Raw genomic sequence first — 20,663 nt, forward strand, 5'->3', positions numbered from 1 at the left:
AAAATACTAGGGGTGCAAAAATGGGGATATATGATGTAACAAATAGTGGCGGTGATAAGGATATAGAGACATTAGACCTGCTCACTTCAACACAGATTGTTATTCATGATGCATTAAAAAAGATGGGCTATAACGAAGAAATGTTCGAATTATTGAAAGAGCCATTAAGAATGTCGGATGTTAGAATTCCCGTGCGGATGGACGATGGTTCGACCAAGATATTTAACGGGTTTAGGGCCCAGCATAATGATGCACTTGGGCCGACCATGGGTGGGGTTCGATTTCACCCTAAGGTCACAGCAACCGAAGTGAAGGCATTATCGATGTGGATGAGTATGAAATGCGGCATCGCTGACTTACCATTTGGCGGAGGAAAAGGAGCGATTCTTTGTAACCCGCGGACGATGTCATTCGGTGAACTTGAACGATTAAGCCGTGGATACGTTCGTGCTATCAGCCAAATTGTCGGTCCAACGAAGGATATCCTTGCACCCGATATGTACACTAATTCTCAGATCATGGCGTGGATGATGGATGAATTCAGCCGTCTCCGCCAATTTGATTCTTCTGGTTTTATTACCGGCAAACCCCTTGTACTTGGAGGCTCTGAGGGCCGGGAAAAGGCAGGAGCAAAGGGCGTAACCATTTGTATTGAGGAGGCTGCCAAGAAACGCGGTATTCGCATTAAGGGATCCCGTGTCATTGTTCAAGGGTTTGGAAATGCAGGCAGTTATGTGGCAAAGTTTATGCATGATGCAGGAGCGATTGTAATTGGAATTTCTGATGTTTATGGAGCACTTTATAATCCTGATGGATTGAATATTAATTATCTGTTGGATCGTCGGGACAGCTTTGGAACGATTAGCACTCTTTTCGAATGGACCATCACCAATAAAGAACTGCTTGAGAAGGAATGTGATGTATTAGTTCCTGCAGCGATTTCGGATCAGATTACCGCTGAAAATGCCCACAACATCAAGGCTAAAATTGTCGTAGAAGCTGCAAACGGGCCGTCCTCGCTTGAAGCTACCAATATACTTACTGAACGTGGCATTTTGCTAGTACCAGATGTTTTGGCTGGGGCAGGTGGTGTGACCGTCTCCTATTTTGAATGGGTTCAAAACAAGCAGGGGTATTATTGGAGTGAAGAGGAAGTAGAAGAGAAATTGCGCGATAAACTGGTCAAGTCGTTCGAGGATATTTATCAACTGTCCCAAACTAACAACGTGGATATGCGCTTGGCGGCGTATATGATCGGCGTCAAAAAAATGGCAGATGCCTCCTTGTGTAGGGGATGGGCATAAAAAACTTCCTTGCATCAGATGATGCGAGGAAGTTTTTTTGCAAAAAGAACGATAATAACTAATAATAAGTAAGGAAAAGGATGGTGTATAATGATGGAAAATTTTACTTTTTTAAATCCGACCAAATTGATCTTTGGAAAAGGTGAGTTGGAACAACTAAAAACAGAAGTACCTCATTACGGGAAAAAGATATTGCTCGTCTATGGCGGGGGCAGTATTAAACGGAGCGGCTTGTATGAAAATGTAATAAATTTATTAGCAGAAATTGGAGCAGAGGTTTTTGAACTCCCTGGAGTGGAACCGAACCCACGGATTACTACCGCACGAAAAGGGGTGGAAATTTGTAAACAAGAGGGAATTGATTTCTTGTTAGCAGTCGGGGGCGGAAGTGTCATTGATTGTACCAAACTTATTGCCGCCGGTGCAAAATATGAGGGGGATGCTTGGGATCTTGTTATTAAAAAGTCTATTCCGCAAGATGCACTTCCGTTTGGTACGGTGTTAACGCTCGCAGCAACGGGCTCAGAAATGAATTCAGGTTCGGTTATTACAAATTGGGAAACAAATGAAAAGTATGGCTGGGGAAGTCCCGTTACTTATCCAAAATTCTCGATCTTAGATCCCGTTAACACGTTTACGGTGCCAAGGAACCAAACTATTTATGGTATTGTCGATATGATGTCACATGTGCTTGAACATTATTTTCATTTAGAAGAAAATACAGATTTTCAAGACCGCATGTGTGAGTCTTTATTGATTACTGTGATGGAAACAGCACCTAAGTTGCTTGCGGACTTAGAAAATTATCAGCATAGGGCGACCATTCTTTACAGTGGGACGATGGCTCTTAATGGAATTTTAAATATGGGTTATCGCGGTGATTGGGCTACACATAATCTAGAGCACGCTGTGTCGGCCGTATATGACATTCCTCATGGCGGCGGTCTGGCGATTTTGTTCCCACATTGGATGAGGCATAATCTAGCGGTGAAGCCTGAACGCTTTAAGCAACTTGCCATTCGGGTGTTTGGGGTAAATGAAGCAGACAAGAGTGCAGAACAAATAGGACTCGAAGGAATTCAAAAATTACGTGAGTTTTGGAATAGTATTGATGCACCATCAAGGTTAATTGATTATGATATTGATGATTCGAAACTAGACTTAATGGCTGACAGAGCGATGGAAAACGGTGAATTTGGGAATTTTAACCGTTTAAACCGTGAGGATGTTTTAGCTATTTATCGTGCATCACTATAAAATTACGAAAGTTAAGAAATTTGTCGAAAGTGGGTGCGCTTTCAATAGTGGACCTGCCTTGATAATCATCCCATCATTCGTTAAAGTGGTTATGTAAATAAAATTATGGAGGATCATGCATGACACATATTCATTTTGATTACTCAAAAGCCTTACCTTTTTTTGGAGAACATGAACTTACATATTTACGTGATGCCGTAAAAGTTGCTCATCACTCACTACATGAGCAGACCGGTGCGGGTAATGACTTTTTAGGGTGGATTGACCTCCCAACCAACTATGACAAAGAAGAGTTTTCACGCATTCAAAAATCAGCTGAGAAAATTAAAGCTGATTCTGATATACTTCTTGTTATTGGAATTGGAGGATCTTATCTTGGGGCAAGAGCAGCGATTGAAATGCTCCAGCACAGCTTCTATAACGTCCTTCCGAAGGATAAGCGAAATACACCTCAAGTGATTTTTGTTGGAAATAATATCAGTTCCACTTATATGAAAGATTTAATGGATCTCCTTGATGGAAAGGACTTTTCTATTAATGTCATTTCTAAATCTGGAACTACAACTGAACCAGCAATTGCTTTCCGCATTTTCCGTAAACTTCTTGAAGAAAAATACGGTCAAGATGAGGCTCGCAAACGAATCTATGCTACAACAGATAAAGCAAGAGGTGCTCTAAAGACCTTAGCAACAGAAGAAGGTTATGAAACGTTTGTCATCGCTGATGACATTGGCGGACGTTATTCTGTTCTAACAGCAGTTGGATTGCTTCCAATCGCAGTAAGCGGGGCAAACATCGAGAAAATCATGGAAGGTGCTGCAGAGGCACAAACAGCCTTTGGTCAATCCGAACTCGAAAATAATCCTGCCTACCAATATGCAGCAGTTAGAAATGTGTTGTACAATAAGGGTAAAACCATCGAAATGCTGATTAATTATGAGCCAGGTTTGCAATATTTTTCAGAGTGGTGGAAGCAGTTATTTGGCGAAAGTGAGGGCAAAGATCAAAAAGGAATTTATCCTTCCTCAGCCAATTTTTCAACCGATCTCCATTCACTTGGACAATACGTTCAAGAAGGTCGTCGTGACTTGTTTGAAACAATCATTAAAGTGGAAACACCTCGTCACGAGCTGAAAATTGAAGCAGAAGAAAATGATTTAGATGGCTTGAATTACCTTGCTGGTCAAACAGTAGACTTTGTTAATAATAAGGCATTTCAAGGGACGATGCTTGCTCATACAGATGGCGGTGTGCCGAACTTAATTGTTAACATTCCAGCCATGGATGAATATACATTAGGATACCTTGTCTATTTCTTTGAAAAAGCCTGTGCCATGAGCGGATACTTACTTGGAGTGAATCCTTTCGATCAGCCAGGTGTTGAGGCGTACAAAGTAAATATGTTTGCCCTTCTAGGTAAACCAGGATACGAAGAGAAAAAAGCAGAATTAGAAAAACGTTTATAAAATATAGAAAAGAGAACTGATGGAATACATTCGGTTCTCTTTTTTTTATTGAAATGATTGGATTTGGAGAAACTAATGGTATTGAAAATTAGGGGGTTAATGTTGATGATTGAGTTACCATCGAAAGTGGAAGGAAAACAGTTTGACCTATTTGAACTTGAACAAAAATTAAAACCAATCGGCTATTCGATTGGCGGAAACTGGGATTATGACCATGGTGCCTTTGATTATAAGCTTGATGATCAGGACGGCTATCTATTCGTACGGCTCCCATTTCAAGCCGTCGATGGGCAACTAGATGATAACAATTGTACAGTAAGGCTGGGAAGACCATTCCTCTTGTCCCATAAATATGAAGCAGGGCTAGATGACGAAGGAAGCACAGGAACCTTCTCAGGGACCCTAAATCAATTTCAAGAACCTGTCGATAAGGATGCGAGCATTCCAGAGAGGTATAGAGATTCTGGAACAGCACTGGTACAGGAATTGGAAATGCTTCTCCTCCAGGATTAACTTATTTGAAAATTAATAATTGATCATTTTCCTCTATAGGCAAGGAGTGGGATGGATTCAATAATGTTTCCTCCCCTCTTTGAATGCCAATCAGGAGAAAACCCTTTTTCAATAATAAGAGACATACCTCGCTGAAGGGCTTACCAATTTCAGGTTGCTCAGCTGGGTAGGATGACAATCTGCTTTCCTGTAATTCATGGACAACGTTTGACAACAGTCCATCTCCATTCGAGTGCAAACTGTTTACCATAAAGACACTGGTCAATTTATTTGATTGTATTACTTCATCAGCACCAGCTCGGTAGGCATTAATTACTTGCTCTCTCGTTAAAATCTCAACGATGCATTTAACTTGTGCACATATTCCTTTAATAGTGAGCAAGGTAAGAATGCTATTCATATCTGCTTGCAGTTCATCATTTCCTCGATCTGCAGTAATTAACACTTTCTCCGCATTCTTGATATCACTTTTGACGATAGTATCATCTACATGACCCTTCCCTTGAATAAAGTGCACAAATCTTGATTTTACGGGATTTGCTTCAAGCGATTCATCAATTAAAACAATCATTTGTTGATATTTTGTGGTGGTAAGCTTATTAATTAACTCCTTCGATCGTTCATTCCAGCCGATAATGATGATATGTCCCTCCCCTTTATAAGGGATTCTCCCTTCAGACAGGGCATCTTGTTTTGTGACGGCAGCTGCGGCCAATGTTCCAAAATAGGATGAAACAAAGGCAACACCGAATAGGATGAGAATCAATGCGGTGAGTCTGCCTAAGAAGGAGTGCGGGACATAATCGCCGTATCCTACCGTTGATGCAGTAATGATCGCCCACCAGATACCATCAAAAATGGTGGGAAAAGTGGTTGGTTCTAAAAAGTGAATAGATATTCCGAATGAGAGAAACACAAGTAATGCCATTAATAGAATTCGGACGAGGAGCGGCAAACGTAAGAAGCTGATATACACTCTGTTTGGCATGATTGTCACCTCTTTCTAGTGTTTTTAGCACCTTCACGTAGAGCAGGTACTGAACCAGTTATTTTTATTATTAACGAAAACGGATTAATCTATAGGACTGCTTGATAATTTTAACAATAGGGTCAGTAAGTGTAAAACCTTCCGATGACAGGAAGGTTTTATTTTTTTGTGGTACAAACCTATTTCTTTGAATAAAAATTATAGACAGGCTTCTACTTAGTTATTAAGGAGAGATATAGATGAATGTATTTTTGAGCTATATACTTTTAGGATTATCGCTGGCTGCTCCGATTGGTCCGATTAATGCAGCGCAGATTGACAGAGGCATAAGGAACGGATTTATGAATTCGTGGCTTATTGGAGTAGGGGCTGTTATTGCCGATGGCGTGTATATGCTTGTTGTTTATATAGGAGTTGTCCAGTTTCTTGAAACCGCATTTATGCAAACATTTCTTTGGTTTTTTGGCTGTTTTGTCCTTATGTATACAGGTATAGAAACCTTCATGAACGCTGGGAAAATTAATTTAGAGCAATCCAGAGGGAAGGAACCACTGATAAAATCATTCTTCTCGGGATTTCTTATGTCGATCTCTAATCCCTTAACGATTCTATTTTGGTTAGGGATTTATGGGTCCGTCCTTGCGAAAACAGCTGCATCCTCAAATCCGACTCAATTAGTCCTCTACAGCTGTGCAATTTTTATTGGGCTGCTGATTTGGGATATTGCCATGGCGAGTGTATCAAGCAGTTTTCGTAATTTCTTAACTCCCCGATTACTTGTCGGCATTTCTTGCCTGTCTGGTCTTTCATTGATTGGCTTTGGGATTTATTTTGGAATGCAAGCCTTTAATGTGTTATTTGCATAACAAAAAAACCAGCAAAAAGAATTCGCTGGTTTTTCTATGCAGTCGGCCATGGGCTAAGCACTTTTTTCTTCGACTTTTTCCATTTTAACTGCATGAATAAGGTAATCACTCCAATAATTCCCAGAAAGACTAAGCTAATAAAAAAGCCCGGTCTGCTTGTTTCATGAAAAAGAGTGCCGCTAACGGCAATTAAAATAAATAAGGCGCCAATGGAATACATAATTTTTTCCTTCAGCTGCAGCTCTAAAATTTTTCGTGAGGATGCCAGGATAAAGAGCCAATTATAAAGGAGCATTAAGGCGGCACCCGTGGTAACCCACTCATAAATTTTGTTAGGTAAAACCAAGGCTGAAACAACCGAGGCAGTAATTCCTAACATGGTAATAAGCAGGGATGCCAGCGGGACTTTTAATTTCCCTGGCTTTGAAAAACATGCAGGTGCATCACCCTCTTCACCAAGCGTAACAAGCACGCTGGTTACGCCATAAAGAGAAGCGGTCATGGTTGAAAAACCTGCAATAATTAATGTTGCATTAAAAAAATGAGGAACAAAGGAAAGATGGTATGCATTAAGGGCAACAACAAAAGTACTTTCCTTTGTGTTAAATTGATTCCAAGGAACAATAATGACTGCAAGACCAATCGATACCACATAGATGATCATGAGCGTAAACAACATGACTTTTCCTGCTTTGGGAGCTTCCTTCGGATCCTTTAAATTGGTCGCCATTAATCCAAGAATTTCAATACCACCGAAAGCATAGAAGGCAAAAATCACTGCTGACCATAAGCCTTTCAATCCATGGGGCATAATTTCTTTTTGGGTATTCGGATACTGAATAGGGCGATCACCATCGATTACCCCAAAGATGGCCAGAAAAGCAATTACTATAAACATTAATATCGCTGAGATTTTTAAGACTGCCAGAATATTTTCGAGCTTATTTAAAACCTTTACTCCGATTAAAATCACTGCTAGTCCTAAAACTGCGTAAATCGTAGCAAATATCCATAAGGGGATTTTGGGAAGCCAAAATTGGGAAAAAATCGATAGAGCCGTCATCTGGCTTCCCATGATTAACACTTCCGATGACCAGTAGACCCACCCGCTGCTGAATCCTGCCCACCTGCCATATGCTTTCTTCGCATACGACCGAAACCCGCCTTGTAAGGGTTCTTGGGACGTCATTTTGGATAAAGCATCATAGACGAAATATGTCCCTAGGGCAGCAATCATAAAGGCAACCAAAATAGATGGACCTGTCATTTTAATTGCAAGGCCTGAGCCAAGGAAGAACCCTGTTCCAATCGTACAGCCCACGCCAAATAAAGAAAGCTGCCACCATTTCATGTCGCTCTTCTCATTCCCACGGAATTGGATTTACTCATCGACATCCTCCTGTTTCTCTAAATATCTCTACCGGTCGCGCCTGGTGATTTGTCGGTATTATCTTGATTATTATATTCGGCATCATTAAGCCCTGGTTTTTGGTTTCTGTTCCCGCCTAAATAGGTTGAACGATACTCCTTTTGCTCTTGTCTGAATTTGTCAAAGTTTTCATTAACCACATAATCCCCTCATTTCTCCTAGTTTTGATATTTCTTAAGATACACGCCTATCCATTTCTTATTCAGTTAATAATCAATCCTGTAGTTAGGTTTTTGATGGAATTAAATTTTCATTACATAATCAACCACGAAAAAAATGAAAATAGAAGAGAAAGATAAAAACAATAAATATAAAAGTGAAATAGATGGAGCAAGATACTTAGCGCTTTTCATTGAAAGGGGTTTAGCACATGTTATCGACACAGCAACTTGCTGAGTTACGTTTACAGTTGTTACAAGAAAAAAGTGAGGTAGAACAACATATCGAACAAAATGATCACTTTGGCTTAGAAAGAGGTCATTTTCATGAGTCGATGGGGGAGTTATCGAGCTATGATAACCACCCTGCTGATGAGGGAACAGAATTATATGAACGTGAGAAAGATATTGCTTTAAATGAACATTATCAATTTCAAATCCGAAATATCGATCACGCTTTGGAGGCAATGGAAAATGGCACTTATGGAACCTGCGAAGTATGCGGTAAGGAGATTCCTTTAGAACGTTTACAGGCATTGCCAAATACAACCTATTGTATTGAGCACAGTCCCGATCAGGTTACTTCACACAAACGCCCCGTGGAGGAAGGCGTTTTGATGCCGCCCTTTGGTAAGTTTGATATGGACGAAAAAGATGAGAACGTTGCTTTTGATGCAGAAGATTCTTGGCAGACTGTTGCCGCGTGGGGCACATCCGAGACTCCTTCCGATTTAGCCTTTCCACAGGATAGTTATAGTGATATCTATACTGAAGCAGACGAAAACATTAGCTATGTCGAGGACTATGAAAATTTTGTTGGAAATGACATGTATGGAAATAATATCAAGGTTTATCCAAACCCGCAGCATGAAAGTTACGAAGATGCCCTTGATGAGGAAGGCACCATGACTGCATTCGGGGATTTACCGGCTTATGAACATGACCCTTATGTCGACCATGATGATAAATAATGACAACCAAAAAAGAAAACAGCTTTCGAGCGAGAGCTGTTTTCTCTGGTTTTATTATTTATCGTAGCCTTTTTGCGGTATTGGTATATCCTTACCGTTTACATCATCAATTACCGCACCAATTTCACCTTCAGTATAGGTGTCACTGGCTTGCTCATGTGTAGTTGCTATTCCGGCAGATAGATCATCTGTTTCTTGATAATAACTTGGATGATAGAAACTTCCTGCCAATTCTTTCTTTGGATTTGCTTTCTGATTCTTATTGTCCATCCTGTATTCCTCCCTTTCAATGTTTGATACAAGGGTATTTTTTTCTTTTTTTAACAGGATTACTCCTAATAAAAAATAAATCTGCAATGGAGGTACTATAATGAACAAAAAAAATGAGTTTCCAACACGTGAAGAATTAGACCAGGCGTTTCATTTTCTTCATGACCAAATTAACAAAATATCAGTTGTTGAAGAAGTGGAAATGGTGAAAGAAGAAATGGATGGCCAGGAAGGATAATTACTTACATAATTTGCTAGACTACAACATAGCTTGTAGCAGGCAAGACTTTTTCTCTAGATCCATTATGGAGGCATTTACTATGCTTTCTAGAGGTATTTTTAAAGGTGGTTTACGTATTTATGGAATTGAGAGAAACCTTGGCTAAAAAAGTGGCCTGGATTAGTGTAATCAGTAACATTATTCTTACTTTAGGAAAAATAATCATTGGGTGGGTTGGAAATAGTGACGCAGTTTTCGCTGATGGGATTCATTCCGCTGCAGATGTGTTTGCTTCAGTAATAGTCTTGTTAGTCATAAAAATTGCTAATAAGCCAGCAGATGACGAACATCCATATGGACATGGAAAGGCAGAAGTCATAGTTTCTGGGGTTATCGGGATCTTGCTTTTTCTTGTTGCCATTTATGTGGTTTATGAAGGAATTAGCGGTTTCTTTCATGAAGTGGAATCACCGAGTTTTCTGGCGATGTGGGTGGCCCTCTTTTCCTATGTGACTAAGATTATTTTGTATCGAAGTTCGTTAAAAGTAGCAAAAGAAAATAAGAGTAAAGCCATTGAGGCCATTGCATTTGATCACAAAGCCGATATTGTGGCGTCGATTGCGGCTGCAATCGGGGTGCTGCTTTCAATTGCTGGCAGCCGTTTTGATATTCACTTTTTATTATACGGGGATAAGGCGGCCAGTATTTTTGTCGCTTATTTAATCTTTAAAATCGCTAAGGAGATGTTAACCGAGGCATTTGATATTTTATTGGAGCGGAACATTGATACAGAGACACTGAAAGAATACGTTGCAGTTGTGAAGGAATTCAATGAAGTAAAACGAATTGACCGAATTAGAGCGAGAGAACTTGGTCATTATGTATTGGTGGATTTACGTATCTCAATCGATCATTATAAAACCATCAAGCAGGGACATGATTTGGCAAAAGGGATCAAACAAAAACTGATGGATAAGAACGATAACATTCAGGAAGTTTTGATCCATTTAAATCCTTTTTTTGCAGAAGATGAATAAATTCAGAAAAACTCCTTTGTACTTTCAGTGAATAGGGTTTATGATAGGATAGGAAATATAAAAAGTTAGAGGGAGTTGATATTTTTGAGTTATTCCGTAGACCCGGACCCAAGTAGTAGGTGTGGGGAAGTCAATGTGATCTTTGAATGGATTGAAATGAATAGCAAGAATATCAACTCTAGAAAAGGTTGTTGGCTTCCTCGAACAAAGTGAGTGAGGAGGTTAAGTCATGCTGGAAATTTTTAAAAGTACAGAGACAAAAGTTTTAGAAACGGTTGATGTTATATCAAAAGGGTGCTGGGTTAATATGTATTCCCCAACCCAAGAAGAAATCAATAAGGTGTCCATGGAAGCCCAAGTCGATGTAGATATCATTAAAGATGCTCTCGATGATGAGGAACGTCCGAGGATTGAACGAGACGATGGCCGAGTCTATATCATTGTCGATTTTCCCTATATCGTTCATGATGAAAATGGCTTTGCTGGATATGAAACGATCCCGATCGGCATTATTCTAACAGATGACTGTATCATTACGGTTTCCTTAAAAGATACCCCCATTTTAGAAGAATTTCGGAAAAACAGAGTAAAAGAGTTTTTTACGTTTAAAAAGACCCGTTTTGCTCTGCAAATACTGTTCGTTATTTCTTCGTACTATTTACGGTACTTAAAACAAATTAACAAGAAAACAAATGAAATTGAACATGTCGTTCACCAGTCATTAAAAAATAAAGAGCTGTTCGCTTTCCTAGCATTAGAAAAAAGTTTGGTTTATTTTACAACTTCGTTAAAATCAAATAAGGTTGTCCTCGATAAGATTCTGCGATTTAATTATCTAAAAATGTATGAAGAAGACAAGGACTTATTAGAAGACGTGATTATTGAAAAAACACAGGCGATTGAGATGGCCGAAACCTATCGATCCATTTTAACCGGAATGATGAATGCCTTCGCATCCATTATTTCCAATAACTTAAACATCGTCATGAAATTCTTAACTTCGATTACCATTATCCTATCCTTCCCAACAATGGTGGCAAGCTTTTACGGGATGAATGTTGATATCCCTTTGCAGCACGCTACCCATTCGTATGCCATACCACTAGTAATCTCGGCATTTTTAACGAGTTTAACAGCTTTTATTTTTTGGAAAAAGAAATATTTTTAGAGACCAGTCCTTTTAGGGGCTGGTTTTTTACCGTTTTAAAAAACTTTCCCAAGTTTTTTGGGGCTCTAAAAGTAATATTTTTTAATAATCTGAAAAGTGTCTATGTGAAAATCTCATATTGTTGTAAAATAGTAAAAAAGGGAAAGGCATAGTCTGGTGGCAATATGGAATTTGGAGCCCTGATTAAATTCTATCGAACACAAAAAGGAATAACACAGGCAGAGCTTTCTAAAGGAATTTGTTCTGTCCCGCATTTAAGTAAAATTGAAAACAACTCAAAAGAAGCAAATGAAGGGACGATTGCTCTATTACTAAAGCGTTTAAATATCGGACTCGAAGAGATGGAGGAGCAAGAGGAAGAAATTAAATCCTTATTAAAAGGACTTGACGAGAAGATTAATTTTTATCTTAGAGATGAAATAGAAGAATATTATCAAAAACTTAAGGAGATTGAACATCTAATTCCATTCTCTCAATATATTTATATCTACGAACTATATAAGTTCCGTTATTTAATTTTTAAAGGCCAAGTGGATGAAGCAGATGGTCAACGAGCGCTTTTATATAAGCAAAAGAAAAATTTTTCCCAACATGAAGACTATTTATTTCGCTATTATAATGCGATATTCTTAATGTGGAAGGGTCAATTTCAAACGGCGGATGAAATTCTCGATGCCTTACATACAGAAAACAATAAAGAAACAACAAGTGGTGAATTTTTGTACCATCGAGCGCTTGTAAAAAGTTCACTGGAGCTTTCAGGACATGCCATCCATTTTGGAAAAATGGCACTGCAAATATTCATGAATCAGCACAACTTCATCAGAATACTCCACACACTTATGCTGTTAGGTATTAATTATACCCATTCCAATATTTACGAAGAAGCACAAGAGTGTTTTCAACACTTAATCCGCAATGCAGAATTACTGCGAAAAGATAAATTACTTCCCCAAATCTATCATAATATGGGCCATTTGCAATTTAAAATGAATAATGCAAAGAAAGCACTATACTATTATGAAAAGAGTTTGGCCCTGCAGCCAAACAAAAACCAGCACTACCTAGTCACGTTATATGCAATTGGCGAGCTTCACCATTCTCTTAAATCATTAGAGAAGGCAAAGCTTTGTTTCCAAGAAGTGAACCTTCTCTCAAAAGAACTATCCGTAAAAAAATATCGAATCTTAGCAGACTATTATCTCCTTCTTCTAACATCTCCTGTAAAAGCATTTAAATATTTGGAAGGGAAGGTCATTCCCTACCTGGAAGAGGAAAATGAGCATAGTGAAGACTTAACCCATTTTTATAAAATACTTGCCGACTATTATACTCAAAAGGGTCTGGCGATCGATGCCGTAAAATATTTAAATAAAATAATTTAGGTTTAGGAGGCAATTTCAATGAAAAAGTTTGTTGTCCTATTGTTTTCAATCTCACTGATTGCACTTTTCGCGACCACGAAAGATGTAAAAGTTTCAACTACATATGATGTGGCCATTTCGACGGAAGATAATGTGTTAAACCATCCAATTCAACCGCCGATTGGCTGATTGTAAATCCCTGAACCTATCAGGGATTTTTTTATTGTATTAGGGCATGCTAATGACATGTGTTTTTTATTTTTGGAGTAAATGAAGGAGGAAATCATGAAATCATTTGTTGTCGGATTCCATCAAGAAGATAATGTAGATAGCATGCAAATTCAGAAACTAAGCCAGGACGATTTCACGAAAGCAACAGAAGGTGGAACAAGGCATCTATTCGAGCTCGACACAAACATTGGCCTATTTGTGTTTTTTGATGCAGAAGATGTGGACGGGGACCTCTCCTACATGATATTGCATTATGAAGAAGACAATGAAGACCCAGTCGGCTGCTATTCTTTCCAATTGAAGGACTTTTACGAGTTCATGGCACTGTTCTTAAATGATATGGAATTTAACGAAGAACCAGACGATGAAGATCAAGAAGAATACGGCCCGATTCATCACTTAGCCCATTTATTGTTCCATGTTGTTGAGGAAGGGAAAGATATTGAGGTATAAATAGTGAGTTATTGGATTGAGGACACCTAAATTAGGTGTCCTTTATTTGTTTTTTCTCTGAAATGGGAAATCTAAGAGTTGCATATTTTAGCTTTTGGGCGAATTTCGGTGTTTAATGAGCGAATTCCATCAATCATCGAGCGAATTTCCATGTTCAATGGGCGAATCTTAATACTTTATGAGCGAATCGAAAGTTTATCTTGTTAGAAAGTAATTAAAAACTCACCAAGGGAACTTCTTAGGGGCGTAATACCGTGCTCTGTACTTTCCAAGGCATTGAAGATTACAAGATAAAAGTATCCTTTTTGCCACATCACGTGATTTAATATGAGCAAATTCCCGAAACTGCTTATTGGTTATCGTCAGACCAAACAGCAGAAAATAATCCTTCAGTGCGTTAATATGTGCGTCTTTTGAAAAAGCATCGCAGGAAGGGCAATACCAATTTTGTTTTTTACGAATGAGGGAATGATTAGAGTTGGTAGGACAGTGGACACCTGTTAACAAGTCTGATTTTTGAATACCGTACTTATTTAGTACATAGCTTGTCGGAACGGTATTCATTTTCACTAGGAGGCGGCAAAGCTTCTTGAGTTCTTTGGAGGTCAGAAGCGGTTTCGAATATTTTTTTTCTAAAAGGGTAATTTTGTTTAAGAAGACATCGGCCTTACATACTCGCGGTTTTATTTTGTGGGCATTTTTTCCTGTAACTGCATAGGAAGTATAACTATTACTGATCACTACTAAATATTCAACCGGAACGGGAGGAAAATGATGTGCAGCTAGAAGTTTCTGCAAGTACTTCTGATGTCTTTCCGCCTGTGCAATCGGATAGGGGTATCCTTTTTCATTCCCATTATTGATTTGAATAAACTGTTCATTTTCCGTATCAAAGATTAACTTTCCAGCCATATTTTTGACGTCAATTGCTAGGGCGAATTCAGGTGTTAAAAGAAGGGTATCAATTTGGCAGTTATAGTCGCCATCAGGAAGGTTTAAATCGTGGAGGATCATATATTTTTGATGTGGAAGTTCACGGTAATAGTAATCGAGCGATTTCTCACCGATGTACCCGGCCTGCCTCCGTCCATGCTCTTCTAAAATTTGCTGGTACTTTGGGTGGCAGGGGGGAAGACGCCGCATTAAAGCCTCTAAAATAAGCAAAATTAATGGTTTTGTCCTTTCTTTTATTACCAAAATTATCACTCCTCTCATTTTAAGTTTAAAATTCTAATATGTGGATTGAAATTCCTGCTGAATTTTATCGATTCTTGTAAAATATTTTTCGAATATAATTCTATCAGCGAATGGTCGGAATTCAATGAGCGAATTTTAGTAGTTAATGAGCGATTCCCGGGTTTCAATGAGCGAATTTCAGTAGTTAATGGGCGAATTCCGGTAGTCAATGAGCGAATCCTCCAAATTCAATGAGCGAATCCCTATTTTATCCAATCGCCGGTAAGTTTGCAGAACAACAAAAATAAGCACTTGGGGAACGATCGGAACATCGTCCAAGTGCTTATTCATTATCCATTGCCAGTTTTTTTACTGACAACCACTCGGGCATTGCCCATGAAAAAGATCGTAACCGCCGCAATCCCAATTGGAATTAGTGTTAGTAAAAAGGTATGTGTAATCGAAGCGGACATCGCCGCAATAATTTTATCCAAGATAAAGTCAGGAATTTTCGAGCGTTCACTCGCTTGGAAGATTTGGCGTGGATCGCTCATTTTAAAATCTCCCGCCCCTTGCATACCTTTGAATGCTTCTTTTAATTTATCAGCAAACAAGTTGTTTTGCAGGGTGCCATAAACCGTTACGCCAAGTGTCATTCCAAACGACCGCAAAAATGAGTTCGTAGAGTTGGCTGTGCCGCGATTTTGCGGTTCTAAATTGTGCATAGATGCCGTCGGCAACAAGGAGAATGAAAAGCCAACCCCAAAGCCAACCAAAATCATATAGATGGTCAGCAGCCAGCGGGCTGTATCAACCGTCAACGTTCCAAGGGAATACATGCCAAGAGCATAGGAAATAATCGAAACAATCATCAAATTGCGGTAGGACGTTTTCGTTAAGAAAATCCCCCCGACAGAACTCCCCGCAACAGAGCCAAGCATCATTGGCGTCAAAATCAATCCTGCATTTTTAGCTGATCCACCGTAGACAGCTTGAACGAAGATTGGGATAAATACCGTTAAGATAATAAACGTTCCGCCATATAAAAACGATAAGATTTGCGAGGTGGCAAATAAGCGTCTTTTGAACAGCCAAAGCGGCAGAATCGGTTCAGCAGCCTTTATTTCTGCAATGAAGAAGGCTGCAAAAAAGACAAAGAAGCTTGCAAACAAACTGATGATAGGAGTAGAATCCCAAGCGTATTCTTTTCCGCCTAGTTCAAGCGCAAACATTAAGCTGACCACCGAAATAACCAGGGTAATCGCGCCAAGCCAATCAACCTTTTGCTTCGAATGCTGCAGTGATTCATGATAGTAACGAACAATTAAAAAGATCGAAACAATGCCAATAGGTACATTCACGTAAAATACCCAATGCCAACTAATATAATCGGTAATGTACGCACCTAGTAACGGACCTAATACACTGGATGCCCCAAAAACAGCCCCAAGCAAACCAGTCATTTTTCCGCGGTTTTCGGGTGGGAAGATATCGAAAACGATGGTAAAGGCGATTGGCATTAGTGCCCCGCCGCCGATTCCCTGAATCGCTCGATAAATACTAAGCTGAATAATATTCTGGGCGACACCACACAAAGCCGATCCAATCAGAAAGACAATCAGTCCAAAAATAAAAAAGCGTTTCCGTCCGTACATATCGGAAAGCTTACCGAAAATAGGCATCCCTGCCATTACAGCTACCATATAGGCAGAGGTGACCCAAATAAATTTATCAAAACCACCGAGGTCTGCTACAATGGTCGCCATCGCTGTTGCCACAATGGTATTATCCATAGCTGCCATTAAAATCCCCAACAGCAAACCCGCGACAACGGGTTTAAGATTTGTGTCTTTTTTGATCATAAAATTTCCCCTTAATATTAAAAATAAAAGGCTCCGCTTTTTTATTGATAATCAAGCTAAACCAATTTTAAAAGGAAGGTTTAAACCTGTCAATTTTTATGTGAAAAGCCTCGAACGCGTCCAATAAAAGAAAGGGACCCATCCGCACTGAGTCCCTTTCTTTAATATAATCTTATCTTTGGAAAAACTCGACCTTTTCACCATCGGGGCCTTGTACAAAGAAATTACGATACCCGTTCGGAAGTGTCACAATTTCATCACTAAGAAAGACTACATTTAAACCATGTAAACGGTTGAATTCTTCTTCAATATCATCAACCAGGAAGGCGATATGATTGACTTTCCCTTCTGCTGGAAGATTAGGATTTCCACCGTGAACTAATTCTAATTCAGTTTCATCCAAACCATTAAATCCAAGGAATGCTAGTGTAATCGAACCGTCTTCAATTGTAAACCTGTCCTTTATCTCCAAACCAACCACTTCTTGATAAAAGGTTAGGGAGGCATCTAGGTGATTAACATATACACCGACATGGTCCATTTTCTTAACAGCCATTTGACTTCCTCCTTTATGTATCCCTATTTAAGCTTTGAGAACATCATGGTCAACATAGCGTTCACCATTAATTTCACTGATAACATTGATCGCCACTTTGGCCCCATCGCCAGCAGTAATAATAGTATGCATGCTCACACCCGCAACTGTGCCAGCTGCCCAAATCCCGTCAATATTTGTTTTACCTGAAGCATCAACATCAAAAATTGCTTTGATTCGGGGCTCAGTTCCTGGCTTTGTTGTTAATCCGGCAGATTCCGCAAGATCAACAGACATTCCTGTAGCAAGGATCACATGTTTTGCTTCATATTCCCCCTGATCTGTTTCTACTTTAAATCCTGCCTCTGTTTTACTGATATTTGAGACAGTAGCTTGAACAATTTCTGCACCAAATTTGCTTGCTTGTTTTTTCCCAATTTCAACAAGATCTGGTCCAGTAATTTCTGCCACTCCATAATGGTTTTCGATCCATGCTCTTTTTGTCACGCTCTTATCATTATCAATAACCACTGTTTTCTTTCCAGCTTTCGCAGTGAAAAGAGCCGCACTTGCGCCAGTAGGTCCAGCACCAACAATTAATACATCAAACATAGTATTTACCTCCCCATATATTGAAAAATTGATTTCAAAATAAGATTAGCGTAAATAGAAAGATATGTAAAATCAACTGCCTATCTTTCGATAAAATATTTGAATTTTTCTAATAAACAAACTCTATATCACTGTCCGCAAAATAAAAAGAACCATCATTCCCTTTTTAGAAAATGAAGGTTCTTGGTTTGAAGCGGTATAGATGGTCATTTATATTACGAGTTTAGGTTATTTACCTCTCTTTGGCTATGTTCTTTAAACGAAGCATGTTTTCGGGTATGAAGGAAATAATAAAGAACAATACCCAAAAGAACATAGAAAGAACAAAAGAAATAAAGAGAGCTATAATCCATTTTTGCGGCTGCTAATCCGACCACAAACGAGCCCAAGGCAATCCCGATATCATAGATTGATAGGAAAGTAGCGGTAGCTAGTCCTCTTTTTCGTGGAGCAGCGTCTTGGATCGCGATTGTTTGGAAGGTTGGAAACAGCGTTCCCCAGCCTAAACCAATCATTCCTGCAGAAAGGAGAAAGGTAACCGCACTGCCGCTTTGACTTAAGACCAACATTCCAATCGCAAACAATACGATGGATGGAAAGACAATTACATTTGGTCCATACAGGTCTAGCCATTTTCCAGTAAAAGGTCGTGAAATTAATAAAACAATCGCATAAACCACAAAGAAAAGGGAGGAAACCTCTGCAAGGTGTATTTCCGTTGCGAAAACAGATACGAAAGATAGAAGGGCTGAATAAACGATGGCAAGAAAGCAGCCTACAATGGCGATCGGAACGGCCGAAGTCTCAAACAGGCTTTTGATTGAAAAGGCTGACTGTACAACCGGATGGACAGTTTCCTCTGTTTCTTTAACGTTTACACTTAATCCAGTGACCAAGGCCCCGACCGCAACAATGACACTAATAATGAACAGAGTTTCCGGGCCCCACTGCTGAATGGAGGTTAAGCCGATAAATGGCCCTAACACCATGGCCATATTGGTTGACATAATAAAATAACCCATTCCTTCACCGCGGCGCGAAATCGGAATAAGGTCTGCCACGATTGCCCCTGCAGCAGTTGTCGCCATGCCAAAACCAACCCCATGTAACAATCGAATGGCCAAGAATCCAAGGATTGTTTTTGGAAAGAAATATAAAAGCGAGGCACCTGAGAAAACAATCAGTGCAGTGAGCAGGACTTTTTTATGACCCGCTTTTTCAAGCCATTGTCCAGCAAGCGGACGAGAGATAATCGCCGAAATCAAAAACACAGTTGTCATCAATCCCGCTTGTGAAGCGTTACTGTCAAATTCCTGGATTGCATATATAGGAAGTGTAACGAGTAAAACATAAAAGGTTAAAAATAGAAAAAAGTTACTTAACGAAATACTTATAAAACTTTTCGTCCATAATTTGGGTTTATTCATATGATCACTCCTTTTTTATAAGGCTGTGTAAAACTTGTCTGTTGATTTCCNNCCCGCAGGAGTCTTCGTGCCTTCCGCTCCAATCAACAGAGTGCAAAAATCAACATTAACCTATAACACAGCCTTTTATAAAAGCTTTTGTAACCAGCTTTTTTGTAGATGAAGAAGCTCCTCCTGTGAGGCTTCTGGAAGATGCTTCAATAATGATTGATTATTTTCTATGACGGCTTTTTCCCACTCTGGGTACAGTGTCAATACCGCATCTGTTAATTGAACCAGTTTCTCGCGCTTGTCCTTACCTGGGACCTGACGTACGTATCCTTGTTTGACAAGCCGTTGAATGGTGCGTGTCATCGGTGGGGCTTCAACGAATAAATAATCACAAAGTTCTTTTTGGGTTAAGGAGCCTTTGGATTGTAAAACAAAAATGACGGACCATTGTGATCCGTATAAACCTAAAGGTTTCAGTGATTCATTGAGTGTATTAGTCAGGTGCCGTGAAAGCTGATGCAGTGTATGGAATAATTCGTGGCTATTCATTTATGTAGCACACCTCAAACTTCTTTTGGTTAATTAGTTACCTAGGTAACTATAGTGTATTTATTGAAAATTGTCAAGGAAGGTATACAGACTGAGGGCTTATGTTCCATAAGTAAAATTTTAATAAATCGGCTGGAAATATGGTGAAAGTTCCGGGCATTATCGTTAAAAATCTAACGCATCACAAGAGATTTTCGAGGAAAGAATAGATACCTCTAGAAACAAAAAAGAACCATCAATTCCTATTTAGGATGATAGTCAAGTTATTTTTATATATCTAGCGGCAAATATGTACATAACAAATGATTAGTTGCAATACCATCTTTTCCAAATTTCCGCGGAGTCTAGACAACCGTCATCATTGCCCCAACTGTACTTATCATTCTTACATTCATCGTCCGTCCCGCCGCTATTATGGCCACGGCTATTCCACCACATACAAAAACTGTCCCACCAATTATCCTTCTCATGGCCTCCACTATAACTACTATTATACTGAAAATCTTTAATTTTATTTTCATTCTTGAAGAATGAAAAAAGGTCAGAATATGAGATGGTAAGAAAAAATCCGCCCGTGGAGTTAGTTTGAGTTGTAGCTGATGAGGCATAGGCAGAAGTCGGGATCATTAATGTACAAACTATTAGTAGGGTACCGATCAAACTGATGATTCCTTTCAAAATTTAGACACCCCCCTTAGCCAATTTTTATTATTCTCTATAGTGTTCATAACTGTTCCTTAACAAGAATTATATTATGTTTTTACTAATTTGTAAATGAGGTTATAGTCTAAAAGTCCTTAAGTTTAGGTTATTTTT

General features: G+C 39.2%; 23 protein-coding genes. 12 read left to right on the forward strand and 11 right to left on the reverse strand.

The window, feature by feature from the left end:
- Positions 1-20 precede the first annotated feature (20 nt).
- The 4 genes from COJ96_RS09910 to COJ96_RS09925 all read left to right on the forward strand — a co-directional run bounded on the left by COJ96_RS09910 (position 21) and on the right by COJ96_RS09925 (position 4,540).
- Positions 21-1,304 (forward strand): Glu/Leu/Phe/Val family dehydrogenase, encoded by a 1,284-nt coding sequence (locus tag COJ96_RS09910; protein ID WP_098572784.1) that lies wholly within the window; start codon positions 21-23, stop codon positions 1,302-1,304.
- 93 nt (positions 1,305-1,397) lie between these two features.
- The gene (locus COJ96_RS09915; protein ID WP_098572914.1) at positions 1,398-2,561 is read left to right on the forward strand and encodes an iron-containing alcohol dehydrogenase; all 1,164 of its coding nucleotides are present in this window, start codon (positions 1,398-1,400) and stop codon (positions 2,559-2,561) included.
- Between the two features lie 119 nt (positions 2,562-2,680).
- On the forward strand, positions 2,681-4,027 hold the full coding sequence (locus COJ96_RS09920) for a glucose-6-phosphate isomerase (protein WP_098572785.1): 1,347 nt from the start codon (positions 2,681-2,683) through the stop codon (positions 4,025-4,027).
- Positions 4,028-4,132: 105 nt separating this feature from the next.
- Positions 4,133-4,540: a YugN-like family protein gene (locus tag COJ96_RS09925; RefSeq protein ID WP_098572786.1), complete on the forward strand. Its 408-nt coding sequence runs from the start codon at positions 4,133-4,135 to the stop codon at positions 4,538-4,540.
- A gap of 1 nt (position 4,541) precedes the next feature.
- Here the strand turns inward: COJ96_RS09925 and COJ96_RS09930 are convergent, their stop codons facing one another.
- Positions 4,542-5,528, reverse strand: coding sequence for a potassium channel family protein (locus tag COJ96_RS09930; RefSeq protein ID WP_098572787.1), 987 nt, complete (start codon positions 5,526-5,528; stop codon positions 4,542-4,544).
- Between the two features lie 239 nt (positions 5,529-5,767).
- Between COJ96_RS09930 and COJ96_RS09935 the strand changes: the two genes are divergently transcribed.
- The gene (locus COJ96_RS09935) at positions 5,768-6,394 is read left to right on the forward strand and encodes a LysE family transporter (RefSeq protein WP_098572788.1); all 627 of its coding nucleotides are present in this window, start codon (positions 5,768-5,770) and stop codon (positions 6,392-6,394) included.
- Between the two features lie 34 nt (positions 6,395-6,428).
- Here COJ96_RS09935 and COJ96_RS09940 read toward each other — a convergent pair whose 3' ends face one another.
- Positions 6,429-7,745 (reverse strand): amino acid permease, encoded by a 1,317-nt coding sequence (locus COJ96_RS09940; protein ID WP_098572789.1) that lies wholly within the window; start codon positions 7,743-7,745, stop codon positions 6,429-6,431.
- Positions 7,746-7,801: 56 nt separating this feature from the next.
- A complete protein-coding gene (locus tag COJ96_RS28545) occupies positions 7,802-7,963 on the reverse strand; it encodes a hypothetical protein (protein ID WP_180230042.1) in 162 nt (53 codons plus the stop codon).
- A 230-nt stretch (positions 7,964-8,193) separates the two neighbouring features.
- Here COJ96_RS28545 and COJ96_RS09945 point away from each other — a divergent pair, with 230 nt between their 5' ends.
- The gene (locus tag COJ96_RS09945) at positions 8,194-8,952 is read left to right on the forward strand and encodes a yteA family sporulation protein (RefSeq protein WP_098572790.1); all 759 of its coding nucleotides are present in this window, start codon (positions 8,194-8,196) and stop codon (positions 8,950-8,952) included.
- 54 nt (positions 8,953-9,006) lie between these two features.
- On the opposite strand, the gene COJ96_RS09950 is transcribed toward COJ96_RS09945, so the two are convergent.
- The gene (locus tag COJ96_RS09950) at positions 9,007-9,222 is read right to left on the reverse strand and encodes a YozQ family protein (RefSeq protein WP_098572791.1); all 216 of its coding nucleotides are present in this window, start codon (positions 9,220-9,222) and stop codon (positions 9,007-9,009) included.
- Positions 9,223-9,322: 100 nt separating this feature from the next.
- On the opposite strand from COJ96_RS09950, the gene COJ96_RS28550 reads away from it, so the two are divergent.
- From COJ96_RS28550 to COJ96_RS09970, 6 genes are all read left to right on the forward strand, one after another.
- Positions 9,323-9,460 carry a hypothetical protein gene (locus tag COJ96_RS28550; RefSeq protein ID WP_180230043.1) on the forward strand — a complete coding sequence of 46 codons (138 nt, stop codon included), beginning with the start codon at positions 9,323-9,325 and terminating at the stop codon, positions 9,458-9,460.
- A 122-nt stretch (positions 9,461-9,582) separates the two neighbouring features.
- Complete coding sequence (locus COJ96_RS09955) at positions 9,583-10,479, forward strand: cation diffusion facilitator family transporter (protein WP_098572792.1); 897 nt, start codon at positions 9,583-9,585, stop codon at positions 10,477-10,479.
- A 229-nt stretch (positions 10,480-10,708) separates the two neighbouring features.
- Positions 10,709-11,647: a magnesium transporter CorA family protein gene (locus COJ96_RS09960; RefSeq protein ID WP_026567945.1), complete on the forward strand. Its 939-nt coding sequence runs from the start codon at positions 10,709-10,711 to the stop codon at positions 11,645-11,647.
- A gap of 164 nt (positions 11,648-11,811) precedes the next feature.
- A complete protein-coding gene (locus COJ96_RS09965; protein WP_098572793.1) occupies positions 11,812-13,032 on the forward strand; it encodes a tetratricopeptide repeat protein in 1,221 nt (406 codons plus the stop codon).
- An 18-nt stretch (positions 13,033-13,050) separates the two neighbouring features.
- Positions 13,051-13,200: a hypothetical protein gene (locus tag COJ96_RS28555; protein ID WP_180230044.1), complete on the forward strand. Its 150-nt coding sequence runs from the start codon at positions 13,051-13,053 to the stop codon at positions 13,198-13,200.
- A gap of 96 nt (positions 13,201-13,296) precedes the next feature.
- Positions 13,297-13,695 carry a cytosolic protein gene (locus COJ96_RS09970; protein ID WP_098572794.1) on the forward strand — a complete coding sequence of 133 codons (399 nt, stop codon included), beginning with the start codon at positions 13,297-13,299 and terminating at the stop codon, positions 13,693-13,695.
- A gap of 222 nt (positions 13,696-13,917) precedes the next feature.
- On the opposite strand, the gene COJ96_RS09975 is transcribed toward COJ96_RS09970, so the two are convergent.
- From COJ96_RS09975 to COJ96_RS29205, 7 genes are all read right to left on the reverse strand, one after another.
- Positions 13,918-14,892: a nuclease-related domain-containing protein gene (locus COJ96_RS09975; protein ID WP_180230045.1), complete on the reverse strand. Its 975-nt coding sequence runs from the start codon at positions 14,890-14,892 to the stop codon at positions 13,918-13,920.
- 329 nt (positions 14,893-15,221) lie between these two features.
- Entirely contained in the window at positions 15,222-16,733 is a 1,512-nt protein-coding gene (locus COJ96_RS09985; protein ID WP_098572797.1) for an MDR family MFS transporter, read from the reverse strand.
- A gap of 172 nt (positions 16,734-16,905) precedes the next feature.
- Positions 16,906-17,289 carry a VOC family protein gene (locus COJ96_RS09990; protein ID WP_098572798.1) on the reverse strand — a complete coding sequence of 128 codons (384 nt, stop codon included), beginning with the start codon at positions 17,287-17,289 and terminating at the stop codon, positions 16,906-16,908.
- A 27-nt stretch (positions 17,290-17,316) separates the two neighbouring features.
- Entirely contained in the window at positions 17,317-17,880 is a 564-nt protein-coding gene (locus tag COJ96_RS09995; RefSeq protein WP_098572799.1) for an NAD(P)/FAD-dependent oxidoreductase, read from the reverse strand.
- A 215-nt stretch (positions 17,881-18,095) separates the two neighbouring features.
- Entirely contained in the window at positions 18,096-19,307 is a 1,212-nt protein-coding gene (locus COJ96_RS10000; RefSeq protein WP_098572800.1) for an MFS transporter, read from the reverse strand.
- Positions 19,308-19,433: 126 nt separating this feature from the next.
- Positions 19,434-19,847: a MarR family winged helix-turn-helix transcriptional regulator gene (locus tag COJ96_RS10005; protein WP_098572801.1), complete on the reverse strand. Its 414-nt coding sequence runs from the start codon at positions 19,845-19,847 to the stop codon at positions 19,434-19,436.
- A gap of 344 nt (positions 19,848-20,191) precedes the next feature.
- On the reverse strand, positions 20,192-20,317 hold the full coding sequence (locus tag COJ96_RS29205) for a hypothetical protein (RefSeq protein ID WP_257148477.1): 126 nt from the start codon (positions 20,315-20,317) through the stop codon (positions 20,192-20,194).
- Between the last annotated feature and the right edge of the window lie 346 nt (positions 20,318-20,663).

The sequence above is a fragment of the Bacillus sp. AFS073361 genome (assembly GCF_002567005.1).
GTDB lineage: Bacteria > Bacillota > Bacilli > Bacillales > Cytobacillaceae > Neobacillus.